General features: G+C 62.1%; 14 protein-coding genes. 4 read left to right on the plus strand and 10 right to left on the minus strand.

The window, feature by feature from the left end; genetic code table 11:
- The first annotated feature begins 67 nt into the window (after nucleotides 1-67).
- Entirely contained in the window at nucleotides 68-1,798 is a 1,731-nt protein-coding gene (locus ABIE40_RS07305; protein WP_199628731.1) for a GNAT family N-acetyltransferase, read from the plus strand.
- On the opposite strand, the gene ABIE40_RS07310 is transcribed toward ABIE40_RS07305, so the two are convergent.
- From ABIE40_RS07310 to ABIE40_RS07320, 3 genes are all read right to left on the minus strand, one after another.
- Complete coding sequence (locus ABIE40_RS07310) at nucleotides 1,795-3,090, minus strand: DNA polymerase IV (protein ID WP_112720457.1); 1,296 nt, start codon at nucleotides 3,088-3,090, stop codon at nucleotides 1,795-1,797. The genes ABIE40_RS07305 and ABIE40_RS07310 overlap by 4 nt on opposite strands.
- 126 nt (nucleotides 3,091-3,216) lie before the next feature.
- A complete protein-coding gene (locus ABIE40_RS07315) occupies nucleotides 3,217-3,879 on the minus strand; it encodes a hypothetical protein (RefSeq protein ID WP_199628730.1) in 663 nt (220 codons plus the stop codon).
- A gap of 5 nt (nucleotides 3,880-3,884) precedes the next feature.
- Nucleotides 3,885-4,193, minus strand: a complete 309-nt coding sequence (locus tag ABIE40_RS07320; RefSeq protein ID WP_112720455.1) for a DUF3572 domain-containing protein — start codon at nucleotides 4,191-4,193, stop codon at nucleotides 3,885-3,887.
- 135 nt (nucleotides 4,194-4,328) lie between these two features.
- On the opposite strand from ABIE40_RS07320, the gene ABIE40_RS07325 reads away from it, so the two are divergent.
- Both ABIE40_RS07325 and ABIE40_RS07330 read left to right on the plus strand, forming a co-directional pair.
- Nucleotides 4,329-4,700, plus strand: coding sequence for a response regulator (locus ABIE40_RS07325; RefSeq protein ID WP_003547430.1), 372 nt, complete (start codon nucleotides 4,329-4,331; stop codon nucleotides 4,698-4,700).
- An 18-nt stretch (nucleotides 4,701-4,718) separates the two neighbouring features.
- Nucleotides 4,719-6,092: a PleD family two-component system response regulator gene (locus tag ABIE40_RS07330; RefSeq protein ID WP_130282576.1), complete on the plus strand. Its 1,374-nt coding sequence runs from the start codon at nucleotides 4,719-4,721 to the stop codon at nucleotides 6,090-6,092.
- A 760-nt stretch (nucleotides 6,093-6,852) separates the two neighbouring features.
- Here ABIE40_RS07330 and rpmG read toward each other — a convergent pair.
- The 5 genes from rpmG to topA form a co-directional block, all read right to left on the minus strand.
- The gene (rpmG, locus tag ABIE40_RS07335) at nucleotides 6,853-7,020 is read right to left on the minus strand and encodes a 50S ribosomal protein L33 (RefSeq protein WP_003587245.1); all 168 of its coding nucleotides are present in this window, start codon (nucleotides 7,018-7,020) and stop codon (nucleotides 6,853-6,855) included.
- Nucleotides 7,021-7,113: 93 nt separating this feature from the next.
- A complete protein-coding gene (locus ABIE40_RS07340; protein ID WP_112720489.1) occupies nucleotides 7,114-8,298 on the minus strand; it encodes an MFS transporter in 1,185 nt (394 codons plus the stop codon).
- A 274-nt stretch (nucleotides 8,299-8,572) separates the two neighbouring features.
- Nucleotides 8,573-9,031: a DUF983 domain-containing protein gene (locus ABIE40_RS07345; protein ID WP_112720453.1), complete on the minus strand. Its 459-nt coding sequence runs from the start codon at nucleotides 9,029-9,031 to the stop codon at nucleotides 8,573-8,575.
- 20 nt (nucleotides 9,032-9,051) lie between these two features.
- Nucleotides 9,052-11,424, minus strand: coding sequence for a ribonuclease R (gene rnr / locus ABIE40_RS07350; protein WP_199628729.1), 2,373 nt, complete (start codon nucleotides 11,422-11,424; stop codon nucleotides 9,052-9,054).
- A gap of 2 nt (nucleotides 11,425-11,426) precedes the next feature.
- Nucleotides 11,427-14,123: a type I DNA topoisomerase gene (gene topA / locus ABIE40_RS07355; protein WP_199628728.1), complete on the minus strand. Its 2,697-nt coding sequence runs from the start codon at nucleotides 14,121-14,123 to the stop codon at nucleotides 11,427-11,429.
- A gap of 251 nt (nucleotides 14,124-14,374) precedes the next feature.
- Between topA and ABIE40_RS07360 the strand changes: the two genes are divergently transcribed.
- Nucleotides 14,375-14,554 (plus strand): hypothetical protein, encoded by a 180-nt coding sequence (locus tag ABIE40_RS07360; protein ID WP_112720450.1) that lies wholly within the window; start codon nucleotides 14,375-14,377, stop codon nucleotides 14,552-14,554.
- A gap of 5 nt (nucleotides 14,555-14,559) precedes the next feature.
- Here the strand turns inward: ABIE40_RS07360 and dprA are convergent, their stop codons facing one another.
- Both dprA and plsY read right to left on the minus strand, forming a co-directional pair.
- Nucleotides 14,560-15,705, minus strand: coding sequence for a DNA-processing protein DprA (gene dprA, locus ABIE40_RS07365; RefSeq protein WP_199628727.1), 1,146 nt, complete (start codon nucleotides 15,703-15,705; stop codon nucleotides 14,560-14,562).
- A gap of 1 nt (nucleotide 15,706) precedes the next feature.
- Entirely contained in the window at nucleotides 15,707-16,327 is a 621-nt protein-coding gene (gene plsY, locus ABIE40_RS07370) for a glycerol-3-phosphate 1-O-acyltransferase PlsY (protein WP_199628726.1), read from the minus strand.
- Nucleotides 16,328-16,372 lie beyond the last annotated feature (45 nt).

Consider the following 16,372-nt stretch of genomic DNA (forward strand, 5'->3'; position numbering starts at 1 on the left):
GGCCGCTTATTGTAGGGTGATCGAATATATGCAAATCTGCCGGGGCTAAGCGGTTGGGAGACCCGCCATGTACGTCGATATTGTATCCGCGTTCGACGAGCTCGACAGACTGCGCCCGGATTGGGAGGCCGTCTACGATGCCGATCCGGAATCGCATTATTTCATGTCCTGGAACTGGATGCGGCGCTATCTGGAAACGCGCGGCAACTGGCATGTTCTCGCGGCGAGACCTGCCGAGGGCGCGCCCTATGTCGCCTTCCTGCCGCTGCAGATCCGCCTGGATTTCGAGCCCGGCCACGGCTTCTACAATGCCATTCACATGGCGGGCATGCCGTTCTCGGTCTATAGCGGCATCCTCTCGCTGCCGGAGCAGATGAGCCATGCGATGGCCGCCTTCGCCGCCAGCCTGCAGACCTTCAACTGGCGCCGCTTCAATCTCGATGAAATCTATCTCTCGGACGAGCGCCTGCAGGCGCTGATCGGCAGCTTTCCGCGCGCCGATTTCGTCCCGGCAAAGGTGGTCCGCGCCAGCCATATCACCGATGCCGGCGAAGACATCGATCACGACGCCTATGTCTATATTCCGCTGGAGGATGATTTCGAGACCTTCCTCAGCACCCGTCTCAGCCCCAAGACGCGCCGTAATGCGCGATGGGCGCTGCGCGACCTTGCGAACGGCAAGCACGGGATGCACATCACCCACACGACATCAGAGACATTCGAGCAGAACCTCGAAACCTTCTACGCCATGTGGAATGCGCAATGGGGTGCGCGCCAGCCGGAATATGCGGCGGGGATCATCGATGGTTGCCGCAAGATGCTGCGCGGCTCCTTCGATGACGGATCGCTCTTCGTGCCGGTTCTCTGGGAGGAGGACAGGGCGGTTGCCGCGCAGATCCTCTATCTCGACCATAAGAAGAAGACGATGCACTGCTTTATCGGCGGTCGGGATAGCGAGGCGCAGTCTCACAGTCCGGGTTTTGCGCTGCATTGCTACTGCCTGCGCTGGGCGATCGAAAACGGCTTCCGTGTCTATGACTTCGGCACCGGGGATTACTCCTACAAGTTCACTTTCGGTGCTGAGCAGCACCAGGTCGAGCGCCGTCGGGTGATGACGGTCTCGGAGCGCAATATCGGCGATCGCCTCGATCCGCGATCGCTGGATGCCGTCTGCACCCGTGCCTCGCATATGGCGGCGAAGGGCGATCTGGAAAATGCCGCGCTCTGCTGCCGGCAGATCCTCGCGGTCGATCCGGATCATGCGCGCGGCCGCGCCCTTTGGGCCAATCTCGAAGCCGCCCGCCGCCGCCCGGCCAATGCGGGCGAGCTCGACACATTGATGCAGACCGCGGTCAACGATCACCGCCAGGGCGCGCTCGATCGGGCCGCGTCAGGCTATCGCCGCGTCATCGAGGCGGAGCCCGCTCATTTCGCCGCCCATCATCAGCTGGCGCTGGTCCTGCTGCAGCAGGGCAGGTTCGAGGCGGCGCAGACAGAGGTGGCCGAGGCACTGGCGCTACGGCCGGAAGATGCCGCCGCCCATTGCACTTGCGGCAACATCCTTGCGGCCCTGAAGCGCGATGAGGCGGCGCTGGCGAGCTATGACCGGGCGATCGCCCTGTCGCCCGGCTATGCCACGGCCTTCAACAATCGCGGCAATGTCCTGCGCCGGATGGGCCGTCTCGACGAGGCCGTCGAGAGCTATTCGCATGCTCTTGAAAAGACACCGGATTACGCTCAGGCGGCCTTGAACAAGGCGGCCGTTCTTGCCGAACTGCACGCGGTCGAACCGGTCTAGCGCTCGCGCTTGCCGCCGCCGAATGTATAGCCGGTCTCGACCGTGCCCTTGCCGAACTTGTCGCGCAGCTTGTCCATCGCCGCTTCCGCCGCCGCCCGCCGTGTCGATTGCTGGTCGATAAGATCGGGCGGATCGGCGCGGCCGGGATCGCAGAGATCGCTGACGCCGATGCCGATCAGGCGGAATTTCGTGCCGTCGGTCTCCTTCTCCAGAAGCTCGATGCCGGTGCGAAATATGCGGTCGGCAAGCTGGGTCGGGTCTTCGAGGCGCCGGTTGCGCGTCCGGAGCTTGAAGTCCGCGGTCTTCATCTTCAGCACCACGGTATGCCCGGCGATATCATCCTTCTTCAGCCGCCAGGAGACCTTCTCGGAGAGATTGCGCAGGATCGGCACCAGATCGTCGTGCCGCGAGATATCCTCGAAGAATGTCGTCTCCGCCGAGACGCTCTTTGCCGCCTCGTTCAGATGCACCTCGCGGTCGTCGATGCCGCGAGAGAGACGGGCGAGGCGCTGGCCCATGCTGCCGTAGCGGCGCATCAGGTCGGTCTCTTCCATCTGCTGCAGCTGCCCGATCGTGCGGATGCCGTCGGATTCAAGCGTGGCGGCAAATGCCTTGCCGACGCCCCAGATCGTGGTGACGGGGCGAGGCGCCAGAAACTCGACCGCTTCCTCGCGGCCGATCACCGAAAATCCCCGCGGCTTCTGCAGGTCGGAGGCGACCTTCGCCAAGAATTTGCAATAGGAGAGACCGACGGAAACGGTGATGCCGACCTCCTTTTCGACGCGCCGGGCGAATTTCGCCAGCGTGCGAGCAGGGGGATCGTGGTGCAGGCGCTCAGTGCCGCCAAGCTCCAGGAAGGCCTCGTCGATTGACAGCGGCTGCACCAGTGGTGTCAGCTCCTGCATCATGCTGCGAACTTCACGGCCGACCCTGCCGTATTTTTCCATGTCGGGCCGGATGACGACCGCCTGCGGGCAAGCCTCGAGCGCCTTGAACATCGGCATGGCCGAACGCACCCCATGGATGCGGGCGATATAGCAGGCGGTGGAGACGACGCCGCGCTTGCCGCCGCCGATGATCACGGGCTTGTCCGCAAGCTCCGGATTGTCGCGTTTCTCGACAGCCGCATAGAAGGCGTCGCAGTCGATATGCGCCAGCGTCAGTCCGTAGAGTTCCTTGTGTCGCACCACGCGCGGGCTGCCGCAGGCCGTGCAACGGCGCGCTTCGCCCTTCTGCTCGGCAAGGCAGTCGCGACAGAAGCCGTGTGTCTTGTCAGGCGCAGGGTGAGTCATCGCTGGAACAAATGTTGAACATGGCGACTTTACGCTCTAAGCTTTCGAGTCTCAAGACAAGAGGAGCAGCCAGGCATTGGATATCAGACGGCATTTTGAGGCCGTTTCATCGATGGGGGTAGACAGTCAGTCGCGGGCAGGGGCCGGCGGCAGCGACAGATGTTCGCCGATATGGGCGGCGGCCTCTTCCCATCCCGCAACCTTGGCAATGCCATCCATGGCGGAGGGCGCGAAGCGATGAATCTCCGATACCGGCATCAGATGCAGCAGCAGGCAGCTATCGACATGCTCTTGCACGGAATGCAGGTTGCGCACCATGTCGTCGATGAAGACGACGGGCAAGTCGCGGGCGCCATGCAGGGCCTTGACGATCGGCCCCTTCGGCCGCAGCGAGGCGAGCAACGGATAGTCGAGCTCGAACCGGTCGAGCAGCCGACGGCGCTGGTCGCGGTAGACGGGCGGCATGGCCGTGAGCAGAACGATATCGGCTGTCGCAGACAGCGCGGCGAGGCTCTCCCCCGCAAGCGCCAACGGCGCCTGCCAGTCTTCCTGCCGCTCGAAAAAGGTCTCGATCAAGCGGCTGACTGTCACGTCATCGGCTGGCGCGCCATCCGCCGTCTCGATATTCCCATGCAGCTTGAAGGAGCGCGGCACCAGCCGGTAGCCCTCGCTGACCAGAAAGCGCTCGAACGGCACGATGAATTGCAACACGACGTCGTCGACATCGCAGACGATCAGCGGCCTGTCGCCGAGGCGTACATGGGATGTGTCGAGACCGTCGATCAGCATCGGTTTCAATACTGCCCGGAATCGAGGCCTGGCGACGAGAAGTGCTGCCAGGCAGCCGTCAGCGCTTCCGGCGGTGTCTCGGTGGCCTGGCAGAATGCCATGGCTGTCGGCTCGTGCTGCATGACGAAATCGAGCATGCCGGAGAGGAAGCCCGGATCGTTGATGGCGTTGCGCACCTGCACCGGCTCGACGCCTGTCAGCGCCAGGAATCGCGAGAACATGTCGGGTTCGTTGGCGAGCCAGCCAAGTACGGCAATCGCCGTTTCATGCGGATCTCTGGCGAGTTGTTTCGAAGTCTTGAAGTTGCTTTGCATTTCGCTGGGTAAGTTACCTTTTTTTCAACCAAATACCGGTAGCTTGCCGCTATCGGTTTCGTCGAGCCGCGCGTTCGCATGTCGCTTCACGTCAGGCGGACATTTGCAGGGACGGAACATAGGAACGAGCTTGCCATGCCCAAACAGGTGATGATTGTAGAAGATAACGAGCTCAACATGAAGCTCTTTCGCGACCTGATCGAGGCATCCGGATATACCACGATCCAGACCCGAAATGGCATGGAAGCGCTTGATCTTGCTCGCAAACATCGTCCGGACCTGATCCTGATGGACATCCAGCTGCCGGAGGTTTCCGGGCTTGAGGTGACCAAGTGGCTGAAGGAAGACGACGAGCTGCACGTCATTCCCGTCATCGCCGTCACCGCCTTTGCGATGAAGGGCGATGAGGAGCGTATCCGCCAGGGCGGTTGCGAGGCCTATGTCTCAAAACCGATCTCCGTCCCGAAATTCATCGAAACGATCAAGACCTATCTCGGCGATGCCTAGCGCATCGGAAAGAAGCCTATGACTGCGCGCATTCTGGTTGTTGACGATATTCCGGCAAACGTGAAGCTGCTCGAAGCGCGGCTGGTCGCGGAGTATTTCGATGTCCTGACGGCCGCCGACGGCTATGAGGCGCTGGCGATCTGCGAGCGCAATCAGGTCGATATCATTCTTCTCGACGTGATGATGCCGGGCCTCAACGGCTTCGAGGTCTGCGAGCGGCTGAAGGCCAACCAGAAGACCTCGCATATCCCCGTCGTCATGGTCACCGCGCTCGATCAGCCGGCCGACCGCGTGCGCGGCCTGAAGGCCGGTGCCGACGACTTCCTGACCAAGCCGGTCAACGACCTGCAGCTGATCTCGCGGGTGAAGAGCCTGCTGCGCCTGAAGACGCTGAGCGACGAACTGCGCATCCGCGCCGAGACGGCGCAGACCATGGGGATCGACGATCTCTTGCGGACAGGCGAGGGGCGCGCCGAGGATGCAGGGCAGGTCCTCCTCGTCGATGGCCGCGCCAATTCCCAGGAACGCATCATCAGGACGCTGAAGCCGATCGCCGACATCACGGCAATCTCGGATCCGCAGGCGGCCCTCTTCGAAGCTGCGGAAAACGCCTTCGAACTCGTCATCGTCAATACCAACTTCGACGACTACGATCCGCTTCGTCTTTGCTCGCAGTTCCGTTCGCTGGAGCGCACGCGCTTCCTGCCTATCCTGATCGTCACCGATCAGGGCGATGACGAGATGGTCATCCGGGCGCTCGATCTCGGGGTCAACGATTATATCGTCCGCCCGCTGGACCCGAACGAGCTGGTCGCCCGCAGCCTGACGCAGATCCGCCGCAAGCGCTTTAACGACCGCCTGCGCGCCAGCGTCAAGCAGACGATCGAGCTCGCCGTCACCGATGCGCTGACCGGCCTCAACAATCGCCGCTATCTCGATAATCACCTGAACGTGCTGTTCAACCGCTCGATGGCGCGCGGCAAGCCGCTCTCTGTGCTGATCACCGATATCGACCGCTTCAAGCAGGTGAACGACACCTACGGTCACGATGCCGGCGACGAGGTGCTCAAGGAATTCGCCAACCGCATCCGCTCGACGGTGCGCGGCGCCGATCTCGCCTGCCGCTACGGCGGCGAGGAATTTGTCATCATCATGCCCGATACCTCGCCGGAGGTGGCTGCCGCCGTTGCCGAGCGCCTGCGTGCATCGGTCGAGACCAGCGGCTTCACGCTGAAGTCAACCGGCGAAGAGTTGAAAGTCACCGCGTCTTTCGGTATCGCCTCTCGTCTGTCGAGCGTACTGACGCCCGATCAGCTGATGAAGCAGGCTGATCTCGCGCTTTATGAAGCGAAGAATACTGGCCGCAACCGAGTCGTTGCTGCTGCGGCCTGACGCCGGAGCGCCTTTGCCGGGTAGGTTATCCTCAGTTTCCACTGGTGGCGGCGAAAGATTAACAAATTTTAATGATGCGGCCGCCAAAGCGCCGGGCGTTTTTCAACCAAATACCCCAAAAATGGAGAGGACGCCGGATCGTCCAATTTGAGGGTAATTTGTGCTCATTTTCACGAATAGAATCAATCTAAGTATCGCGTGTAAAGCATAGCTGCCGCAATTTATAGAGTTATCGTGGTATTACTATTCGGCGAGATGTAACGTGTTCGCCTGACGTAACGGAAGATCGCCATAATTGTACTGATGTATATTTATGGTTATATTCAATCGCGTTTTTCTTCATCAAGTAAAGAAACGTGATTCGTTGTTTTCGGGCCTGCCCCAAAATTGGACTTTTAACCATAGAAGCAAGCTAAGAAATCTAATCATTAAGAATTTGTTGATTTTCTTTCATTTTCGGGCAAATTATCGAGCCATAAGAAAAGCGCTCCCGGAACCGGGAGGCCGAGATACCCCATGATGCTCAGGTCCGCCGCATCTCCTGGGTCGTGGGGTCGGTCGGCTAGTTCGCAACCTTAAGCGGTTCCTCGTGCCGCGTTGCTTGCTGGCCGACCCCCTTTCGTAAAAACGCCGCCCTTGCCGATAGATCGGTAGGGCGGCGTTTTTGTTTGCGCTAACATTTCCCGCGATGAGAGACCTTAAAACGAAAAAGGCGCGCAGCCGTTGGGCGCGCGCCTTTTTAAAACCCAGGGATCAAGGATTACTTGATCTTGGTTTCCTTGAACTCGACGTGCTTCTTAGCAATCGGGTCGTACTTGGTCTTCGTCATCTTGTCCGTCATCGTACGGCTGTTCTTCGTCGTGACGTAGAAGAAACCGGTGTCGGCCGTCGACAGCAGCTTGATCTTGATTGTGGTAGCCTTGGCCATGGTCGTCCTGCCTTTAATAAAATGAAAGCCGTGGCAAGCCGGATGGGCTCCACGGCAAATTCTGGCGCGAAACTACGAATCCCGCCCGAAAAGTCAACCCCGCTTTCTAATGAAAAGCAGTCTTATGCTTGAAAGCACCGCATATATCCCGAAGAAACCGGCAATTGCCCAGGCAAAGCCGTTATTCCCGGCGACATCGATGGCCGCGCCGATAACCTGTGGACCCGCAACGGTGCCGACGGCGTAACAGAAGACGAAGGCGGCATTGGCAGCCGCTAGGTCCGAACCCGTCAGGCGCGAGCCCAGGTGGCTGAGACCAACCGTATAGAGACCGGCCACACAGCCGCCCCAGAAGAGCAGCACGCCCGCCATCATCGCCCAGCTATGGACGAGCAGGGGCAGCATCAGCGAGCCTATCAGGCCCATTGTGGCCATGGCCGCCAGCAGCGGCCGCTTGTCCTTCATGCGATCGGAAAGAAGCCCGACGGGGATCTGGAAGATGACGTTGCCGATTCCCATCACGGTCAGCAGCAGGGCGGCCTGCGATTCGGTAAAGGCGGCGCGCGTCGCATAGATCGGGAAAAGCGCCAGACCGCCAGCCTCGACCGCGCCGAAGATGAAGACGGCAGCCGTCGCGCTCGGCACCAGGAAGACGTAGCGCATGAAATGCAGCTCCGGCTTCTCTTCGAGCACCGGGCTCTCGTTGCGGGCGACGAAGATCGGGATGGCGGCAAGCAGGATGGCCACGGCCCCAACGGCAAAGGGCAAGACGCCGTCGCTGCCGAGGATCGAGAAGAGTAGTGGCCCGGCGGCAAACCCAAGCGATAGCACGGTCGCGTAGATACCGAGCACGAAGCCGCGTTTCGTCGGCGGCGAGGCGGCGTTAATCCAGAATTCGGAGAGGATGAACAGCGTCGTCGTCGCGCCATGGAAGGCAAAGCGCAGCGGGAACCACATCCAGAATTCCTGGGCATAGTAGAAGCCGATGGCGCTGAGCGCCGAGATCACCACCGCCCAGAGCATGGTGGAGGCGACGCCGTATTTATGGGCGAGCTTGGTGGTCACCGGTGCCGCAGCCATGGCGGCCACGCCGGCCATCGCCGTGTTGAGCCCGATAAGAGTGGAGGCAACGCCGCGCTTCTCGAGAATGATGGAGAGCAGCGGCAGTCCGAGTCCGATCGCTATGCCGACAGCAGAGATCGACGAGACGGCGGCAACCAGCGACGGCCAATGGATTTCTTCAACATCGCCCGGCGTGCCGTTTCTCGGCTGAGACATATATCCATCCTTGAATGACTGAAACGAATCGCCCGTCTCGTGCCACATAGAAGGGCACAGAGATGCCAAAACCAGGTGACGGGCAGAGCTTTACGGGAAGTCCGGCGCAGAATGCAATAGATCGAATACTCGAACGTCAGATCGGTCAAGAAAACGCGCACCATTTTATTCGCCGGAGAACATATGCGCGCAGCAAAAGCCGCCCGCACAGTTCGTGAGCGTTGCCCAATACAAGCGAATTATGTCTGGACGGTGAAGGTCGCCGCGATGCCGCTTACGGCTGGTCGCGGCCGGGGATCTCGTAGACGTCGTGATCGTCGCTATGGCCGCCGAAACCATGCAGGCGCAGCGCCCATTGCAGGCCGATGACGCCGCCCTTGATCGGCTGGATGATCAGGAGGGCGGAAAGCAGCGTCACCGGCGCCCAGATGGCGAAGGTGAGCCACATCGGCAGCGGCCAGACGAGATCGGTCAGCATGTAGCCGCCAAGAACGACGTGGCCGATCACGAAGATCGTCAGATAGGGCGGCAGGTCGTCGGAGCGGTGATGATGCATCGCTTCGCCGCAGGCTGCGCAATTGTCGACCGGCTTCAGAAAGGCGCGGAACAGCTTGCCGCTGCCGCAATGCGGGCACTTGTTCAGCATGCCGCGCATGATGGAGCGGCCAAGCGGGCGTTCGGAAGCGTCGCTTCCGCCATATTGGATCGGCTGTTCCTGTGCAGGCGTCGTCATCGCTCTTTCCTCTGGCGTTTCTAGCGCCGGCCTCTCGGCGGTCTCGTGCCGACCTTCTTGCGGGCGGCCATGCGGTTGTCGCGGCGGCCGGCCTTGTGGAAGGAGCGCACTGCCGTCGGCATGGCGCGGCCTTCGCTGACCATCTCGAAGCGCAGCGCGCCTGCAAGCGGAATGGCTTCCGCAAGCTTCACCGTCACGCTGTCGCCAAGCCGGTAACCGAGCCCGGTCTTCTCACCCGACAAGGCCTGATGCGCCTCGTCATAGATGAAATAGTCCTGGCCCAGGGTAGATATAGGGATGAAGCCGTCTGCTCCATACTCCGGCAGGGCGACAAATAGTCCCGACTTGGTCACGCCGGAAACGCGGCCCTCGAATTCCTCGCCGACGCGGCCGGCAAGGTGATGGGCGATCAGGCGGTCGACGGTCTCGCGCTCGGCGGCCATGGCGCGGCGCTCGAAGGTCGAGATTTCGGCGGCGATATCGTCGAGAGAGGCTTCTTCCTCGGGCGTGATGCCGCCTTCGCCGAGCCCCAGCGAACCCACCAGCGCGCGATGCACGATCAGGTCGGCATAGCGGCGGATCGGCGAGGTGAAATGCGCGTATTTCATCAGGTTCAGGCCGAAATGCCCGATATTCTCGGGACTGTAGATCGCCTGGCTCTGCGAGCGCAGCACCATCTCGTTGACCATCGTCTGATGCGGCGTGCCGTCTGCCTTCGCAAGAATGCCGTTGAAATTGTTGGCACGCATGTTGCCGCCCTTGGCAAGCGAGATGCCGAGCGTCGCCAGGAACTCGCGCAGGATTTCCTGCTTGGCCAGCGTCGGGCCGTCGTGCACGCGGTAGATCAGCACCTGCCGCTTCTTCTCCAGCGTCTCGGCAGCCGAGACGTTGGCCTGGATCATCATTTCTTCGATGAGCTTGTGCGCATCGAGCCGAGGCGGGACGACGACGCGATCGACGGTGCCGTCGCCCTTCAGCAGGATCTTGCGCTCGGGCATGTCGAGCTCGAGAGGCTGGCGCCGGTCGCGGCCGCGCGTCATCACGGCATAGGCGTTCCACAGCGGCTTCAGGATCGGCTCCAGCATCGGCCCGGTCTTGTCGTCGGGCTTGCCGTCGATCGCCGCCTGCGCCTGTTGGTAGGAGAGCTTTGCAGCACTCTTCATCATGATGCGGTGGAAGGTGTGGCCGATCTTGCGGCCTTCCTTCGAGAACACCATGCGCACGGCCAGCGCCGGCCGGTCGACGCCTTCGCGCAGCGAGCAGAGGTCGTTGGAAATCCGCTCCGGCAGCATCGGCACGACGCGATCCGGGAAATATACGGAGTTGCCGCGCTTCAGCGCTTCACGATCGAGCTGCGATTTCGGCCGGACGTAATAGGAGACGTCGGCAATCGCCACGGTGACGATCACGCCGTCGGCATTGTCAGGCGAGGGGTCGGCTTCGGCGTAGACGGCGTCGTCATGGTCCTTGGCATCCGCCGGATCGATGGTGATCAGCGGCACGTCGCGCCAGTCCTCGCGATGCGACATCGAGGCGGGCTTGGCAGCCTCGGCCTCGTCGATGACAGCCTGCGGGAAGACATTCGGGATGCCATGGGCATGGATCGCGATCATCGAGATCGCCTTTTCGGAACCGACCGAACCGACGACCGAGAGCACCTTGGCGCGCGGCAGGCCGAAACGGCCGAGCCTTGCGATCTCGACCTCGACCAGGTCGCCGTCCTTGGCGCCGCCGGTATAATCAGGGTCGATCACCATCTCCTCGCCGCGCCGTTCGATCGGCAGCAGGCGGCCGGCGCCACCGGGGGCCGTGCGGAACACGCCCATGCTGGCGCCGCGGCGCTTGTCGAGAACCTTGATGATGCGGGCGGTATAGGCCGGGCCGCCGCGGTCGGCAGCCGGAAAGATCTTCGCAAGAACCCGGTCGCCCATCCCGGCCACGGGCGCCTTGCCCTTGCCCTGGCGTCCCGCAGGCGAAGTCTGGCGGATCGCGACGGCAGGCGCCACGCCCTGATCGTCAGGCCATTCGGCCGGGCGGCCGATCAGCTCGCCGTCCTTGTCGCGGGTGGTGATGTCGAGCACGGTGACCGGGGGCAGGGCGCCCGGCCGGATCAGCGACTTGCGGGTCTTCTGCAGCATGCCCTCTTGCTCGAGGTCGCGCAGCAGATGCTTGAGCTCGACGCGCGTATCGCCCTTCAGGCCGAATGCCTTGGCGATCTCGCGCTTCGATGCCTTCTGCGGATGGTCGGCGATGAAGCGCAGGATGACCTCGCGCGACGGCATAGCGCCGGGCGTGATCTTCGCCTCCTCGGCGGGGGCATCGTTGCCCGCGCGGCCGATCTTGCCCGGACGCTTGCCCGGGACCCTAGTCTTCTCGCGCGGTATCTTGCTCACACTCAGCTCTTTTTCGGTTTCGCCGGCGCCTTGGCCTTCGTTGTCTTGGCGGCAGCCTTCGGCTTTGCCGCGGCCTTGGGCTTCGCAGCAGCCTTCGGTTTGGCGGCGGTCTTGGTCGCCTTGCCCTCGGCGGCGGCCGTCTTCGCCTTGGCCTTGCCCTTCGCGGCCGGCGCCTTTCCGGCCTTGGCCGTGATCAGCTCCAGGGCTTCCTCGACGGTGATCGCCTGCGGATCCTTGCCCTTCGGCAGCGTCGCGTTGACCTTGCCCCAGTTGACGTAGGGACCATACTTGCCGTCGCGAACCGTGATCGGGCCACCATCCGGGTGATCGCCGAGTTCCTTCAGTGCTGCCGGTGTCCCACGCGTGCGCCCGCCCGGACCCTTGCTCGCCTTCTCGGCGATCACGGTGACGGCGCGGTTGAGGCCGACCGAGAACACGTCCTCGACCGTCTCGAGATTGGCGTAGCTGCCGTCATGCAGCAGGAACGGTCCGTAACGGCCGATGCCGGAAGAGATCATCTTGCCGGTCTCGGGATGCTTGCCGATATCGCGCGGCAGCGAGATCAGCGCCATGGCCTTCTCGTAATCGATATCCTCAGGCTTCCAGCCCTTCGGCAGCGAGGAGCGCTTGGCATCCTTGCCGTCGCCGCGTTGGATATAGGGTCCGAAACGGCCCGAACGCAGCGTCAGCTCTTCGCCCGTCGTCGGGTCCGTGCCGAGGTTCTTCGGTTCGTTCAGTGCGGTGCCTTCGCCCTCACCATTGTTCTCCGAGGAGAGCTGGCGGGTATAGTTGCACTCCGGATAGTTCGAGCAGCCGACGAAGGCGCCGTACTTTCCGAGCTTCAGCGACAGGTTGCCCGTGCCGCAAACCTGGCAGATGCGCGGATCGCTGCCGTCCTCGCGCTTCGGGAACACCAGCGGCGCCAGCGATTCATTCAGCGAGTCCAGCACGTTGGTAACGCGCAGTTCCTTGGTGTCTTCGATCTGCGAGAAGAAGTCCTGCCAGAAATCGCGCAGAACCTGCTTCCAGTTCAGTTCGCCCGCCGAGATCCGGTCGAGCTTCTCTTCGAGATCGGCGGTGAAGTCGTATTCGACATACTTGGTGAAGAAGCTTTCGAGGAAAGCGGTCACCAGCCGGCCCTTGGAATGCGGGATCAGCTTGCGCTTGTCGATCGTCACATATTCGCGGTCGCGAAGGGTGGCGAGCGTCGCTGCATAGGTGGACGGACGGCCGATGCCGAGCTCTTCCATCTTCTTGATCAGCGAGGCTTCCGAATAACGCGGCGGCGGCTCGGTGAAATGCTGGGTCGAGTTGATCTTCTGCTTCGCGAGGTTTTCGCGGGCATTGATCTCCGGCAGGCGGCCATCTTCGTCGTCGTTGTCGTCGCTCTGTTCGCCGTCTTCCTTCTGATCGGTATAAGCAGCGATGAAGCCGTCGAAACGGATGACGGAGCCGACAGCGCGCAGACCGGCCCTCTGGCCGCCGTTTTCTGCGGTGATTTCGGCGGTGGTACGCTCGATTTCGGCCGAGGCCATCTGGCTGGCGATGCCGCGCTTCCAGATCAGGTCGTAAAGACGGATCTGGTCAGCATCCAGATACTTGCGCACTTGGTCGGGCGAGCGGTTGAAGTCGGTCGGGCGGATCGCTTCGTGGGCTTCCTGGGCGTTTTTCGCCTTGGTGGAATAGAAGCGGGCCTTGTCGGGAACGTAACGGCCGCCGAACTGGTCGAGGATCGCGGCGCGTGCCGCATCGATCGCCTCGGGCGCCATCTGCACGCCGTCGGTACGCATATAGGTAATGAGACCGACGGTCTCGCCGCCGATATCGACACCTTCATAGAGCTTCTGCGCCACCTGCATGGTGCGCGATGCCGAGAAGCCGAGCTTCGAGGATGCGGCCTGCTGCAGGGTCGAGGTTGTGAAAGGTGGTGACGGGTTGCGCTTGACGGGCTTCGCTTCGACGCTGTCGACGACATAGGAGGCGCCGTCGAGCAGGGCCTTCAGCCTGCCGGCTTCTTCGCCGTTGCCGATCGAGCGGGCCTGCAGGCGCTTGCCGTCGGCAGCGACCAGCCTGGCTTCGAATTCGTCGCCGCGCGGCGTCTTCAGGAGCGCCGAGATGTTCCAGTATTCTTCCGAGATGAAGCGTTCGATCTCGGATTCACGATCGCAGACGAGGCGGAGCGCAACCGACTGCACGCGGCCGGCCGAACGGGCGCCCGGCAGCTTGCGCCACAGCACCGGCGACAGGTTGAAGCCGACGAGATAGTCGAGAGCGCGGCGCGCCAGATAGGCGTCGACCAGCGGCACGTCGATATCGCGCGGCTCGGCCATCGCATCGAGAACGGCCTTCTTGGTGATGGCGTTGAAGACCACGCGCTTGACGGTCTTGCCGCCGAGCACCTTCTTCTTGTTGAGCATATCGAGGACATGCCAGGAAATCGCTTCGCCTTCGCGATCAGGGTCGGTCGCCAGGAACAGGCCGTCGGAGGATTTCACCGCATCGGCAATATCCTTCATACGCTTGGCCGAGGCCCCGTCGACCTCCCACAGCATTTCGAAATCCTGATCGGGCAAAACCGATCCGTCCTTTGCCGGCAGGTCGCGAACATGACCGAAGGAGGCGAGCACCTTGTATCCGGAGCCCAGATACTTGTTGATCGTCTTTGCCTTCGCAGGCGATTCTACCACGACTACATTCATGATGATTCTCTAAAAACTACCGCGCCCGGCGGGAGGATGAGCGCAATACTTGCCGCTTGCAGATTGCCGGTTCTCCGACATGGACAGGGAAATCGCTTCGGTCAAGGGGTTTGCTTCAATTTTACGCTTTGCAACGCGATACAACCTTAGGGGGATTATAAACGTATTGCAATTTAAGATAATTGCGTTATCGTTTTTGAAGTGTGGTCAAGGCCCCTCCCAAGCAGCCGTCCGTCATTCAGAGACTGTCCATGTCGCCCAAGGGTTTCAACAAGAGAACCGACAGATCGGCTTCGCGCGAAAACATCGCCTTCATCCGGCAGATGCTGGCGGAGCTGCGTCAGGTTGCCGAGAAAGAGGACGCCAGCATGCTCTGCTATCTGATCGAGATGGCCTATGTTGAGGCGGGCGAGCTTCACAACCGCATGTAGTGCACTCAGTCTCCCATCGCAAGGGAGACCATGCCGCCGGGATGCCGGTGCAGTCGCCCGGCAATATCCAGCTCCAAGAGAACGAGATAGACGGACGCCGCCGGAAGGCCGGTATGCCGGATGATGTCGTCGATCTCGACAGGCGTCGGCCCGAGCGCATCGGCAATCCGCGCGCGATCGGAATCATCAGGTGGCGCAAGGTCGCTGCCGTTGCCCGCAGGCTCCTCGGCAACCGGTGCCGAAAACAGGTCGAGCTGCGAGAGCGGCGCCAGCGCCTCGATGACGTCCTCGGGAGAGGTGATGATCATCGCCCCGTCCTTCAATAATCCGTTGGTACCCTGGCAGCGCGGATCGAGCGGCGAGCCGGGAACGGCAAAGACCAGCCGTCCGAATTCGGCGGCAAGGCGTGCGGTGATCAGCGATCCCGAGCGCGTGGCCGCCTCGACGACGGCAACGCCAAGCGACATGCCGGCGATCAGTCGGTTGCGGCGCGGGAAATCACGGGCGCGGGGCTCCCAACCGAACGGCATTTCGCTGATCGCCAGTCCGCGCCCTTCGCAGATTTCCTCCAGCAGCGGCACGTTCTCGGGCGGGTAGGGTTGATCGAGACCGCCTGCGAGCGCGGCGACGGTGCCGGTATCGAGGCTGGCGCGATGGGCGGCCGTATCGATGCCGCGCGCCAGGCCGGAGACCACGGCATATCCGGCCCGTCCGCAATCCCTGGCGATCATCGCCGCAAACTTCGCACCGCTGATCGAGGCATTGCGGGAGCCGACGACGCCGACGGCCGGGCGATGGAGAATGGAGACATCGCCCTTGACCGCAATCAGCGGCGGCGCGCCATCGATCTGGCGCAGTGCCTGGGGATAATCGGGTTCCCCGATGCCGATGAACCGGGCGCCGAAACGGCGGGCGATCTCGAGTTCGCGATGGGCTTCATGTTCGGTTGCAATTTTGATGGCGCGCGTTGCGCCGCCGCGGGCCGAGAGCTCGGGGAGGGCGGCCAGTGCCGCCTCGGCGGAACCGAAATGATTGATGAGATCGCGGAAGGTGGCAGGGCCGACATTGTCGGAGCGAATGAGCCGCAGCCAGGCGATCCGTTGCCGGTCTGAAAGCGCAATTCCCTTTGGCCTTGCGCTTTCGGCGCTCATCTTATCCCTTCGCCCCGATCTTGCTTTCCGTCCCGCTGATGAGCCGGGAGATGTTGGCCTTGTGCTTGTAATAGGAGATGACCGACATGATCGCCATGACGGCTGCAACCTTTTCGGCTCCAAATATCCACAATGCAACCGGAATGACAAGCATCGCCGTCAGCGCCGCCAGCGACGAGTAACGGAAGATGAAGGCGACCGCGAGCCAGATGGCCGCGAAGACGAGGACGAAGAGCGGCGCGATGCCGAGCAGCGTGCCGATATAGGTAGCGACGCCCTTGCCGCCCTTGAAGCCGAGCCAGACCGGGAAGAGATGGCCGAGGAAGGCGAAGAGACCTGCGATCGCGCTGGCTTCCGGACCTGCCACATAGGCCATGATCCAGGCGGCGACCGTTGCCTTCAGCGCATCGAGCAGCAGTGTTGCGGCTGCAAGCTTCTTGTTGCCGGTGCGCAGCACGTTGGTGGCGCCGATATTGCCGGAGCCGATATTGCGCACGTCACCGAGACCGGCCGCCCGCGTCAGGATCAGGCCGAAGGGGATCGAGCCCAGCAGGTAGCCGACGACGGCTGCCACAAGCGCCATCGGCAAGGCGATCTGCCAGTTGGTGAGTTCCGAAATCATGCCCCTCTACCTTTTCCTTCGCAGCATTGTCCCGATGCCGCTTGC

Source organism: Rhizobium sp. OAE497 (assembly GCF_040546565.1).
In the GTDB taxonomy this organism is placed as follows: domain Bacteria; phylum Pseudomonadota; class Alphaproteobacteria; order Rhizobiales; family Rhizobiaceae; genus Rhizobium.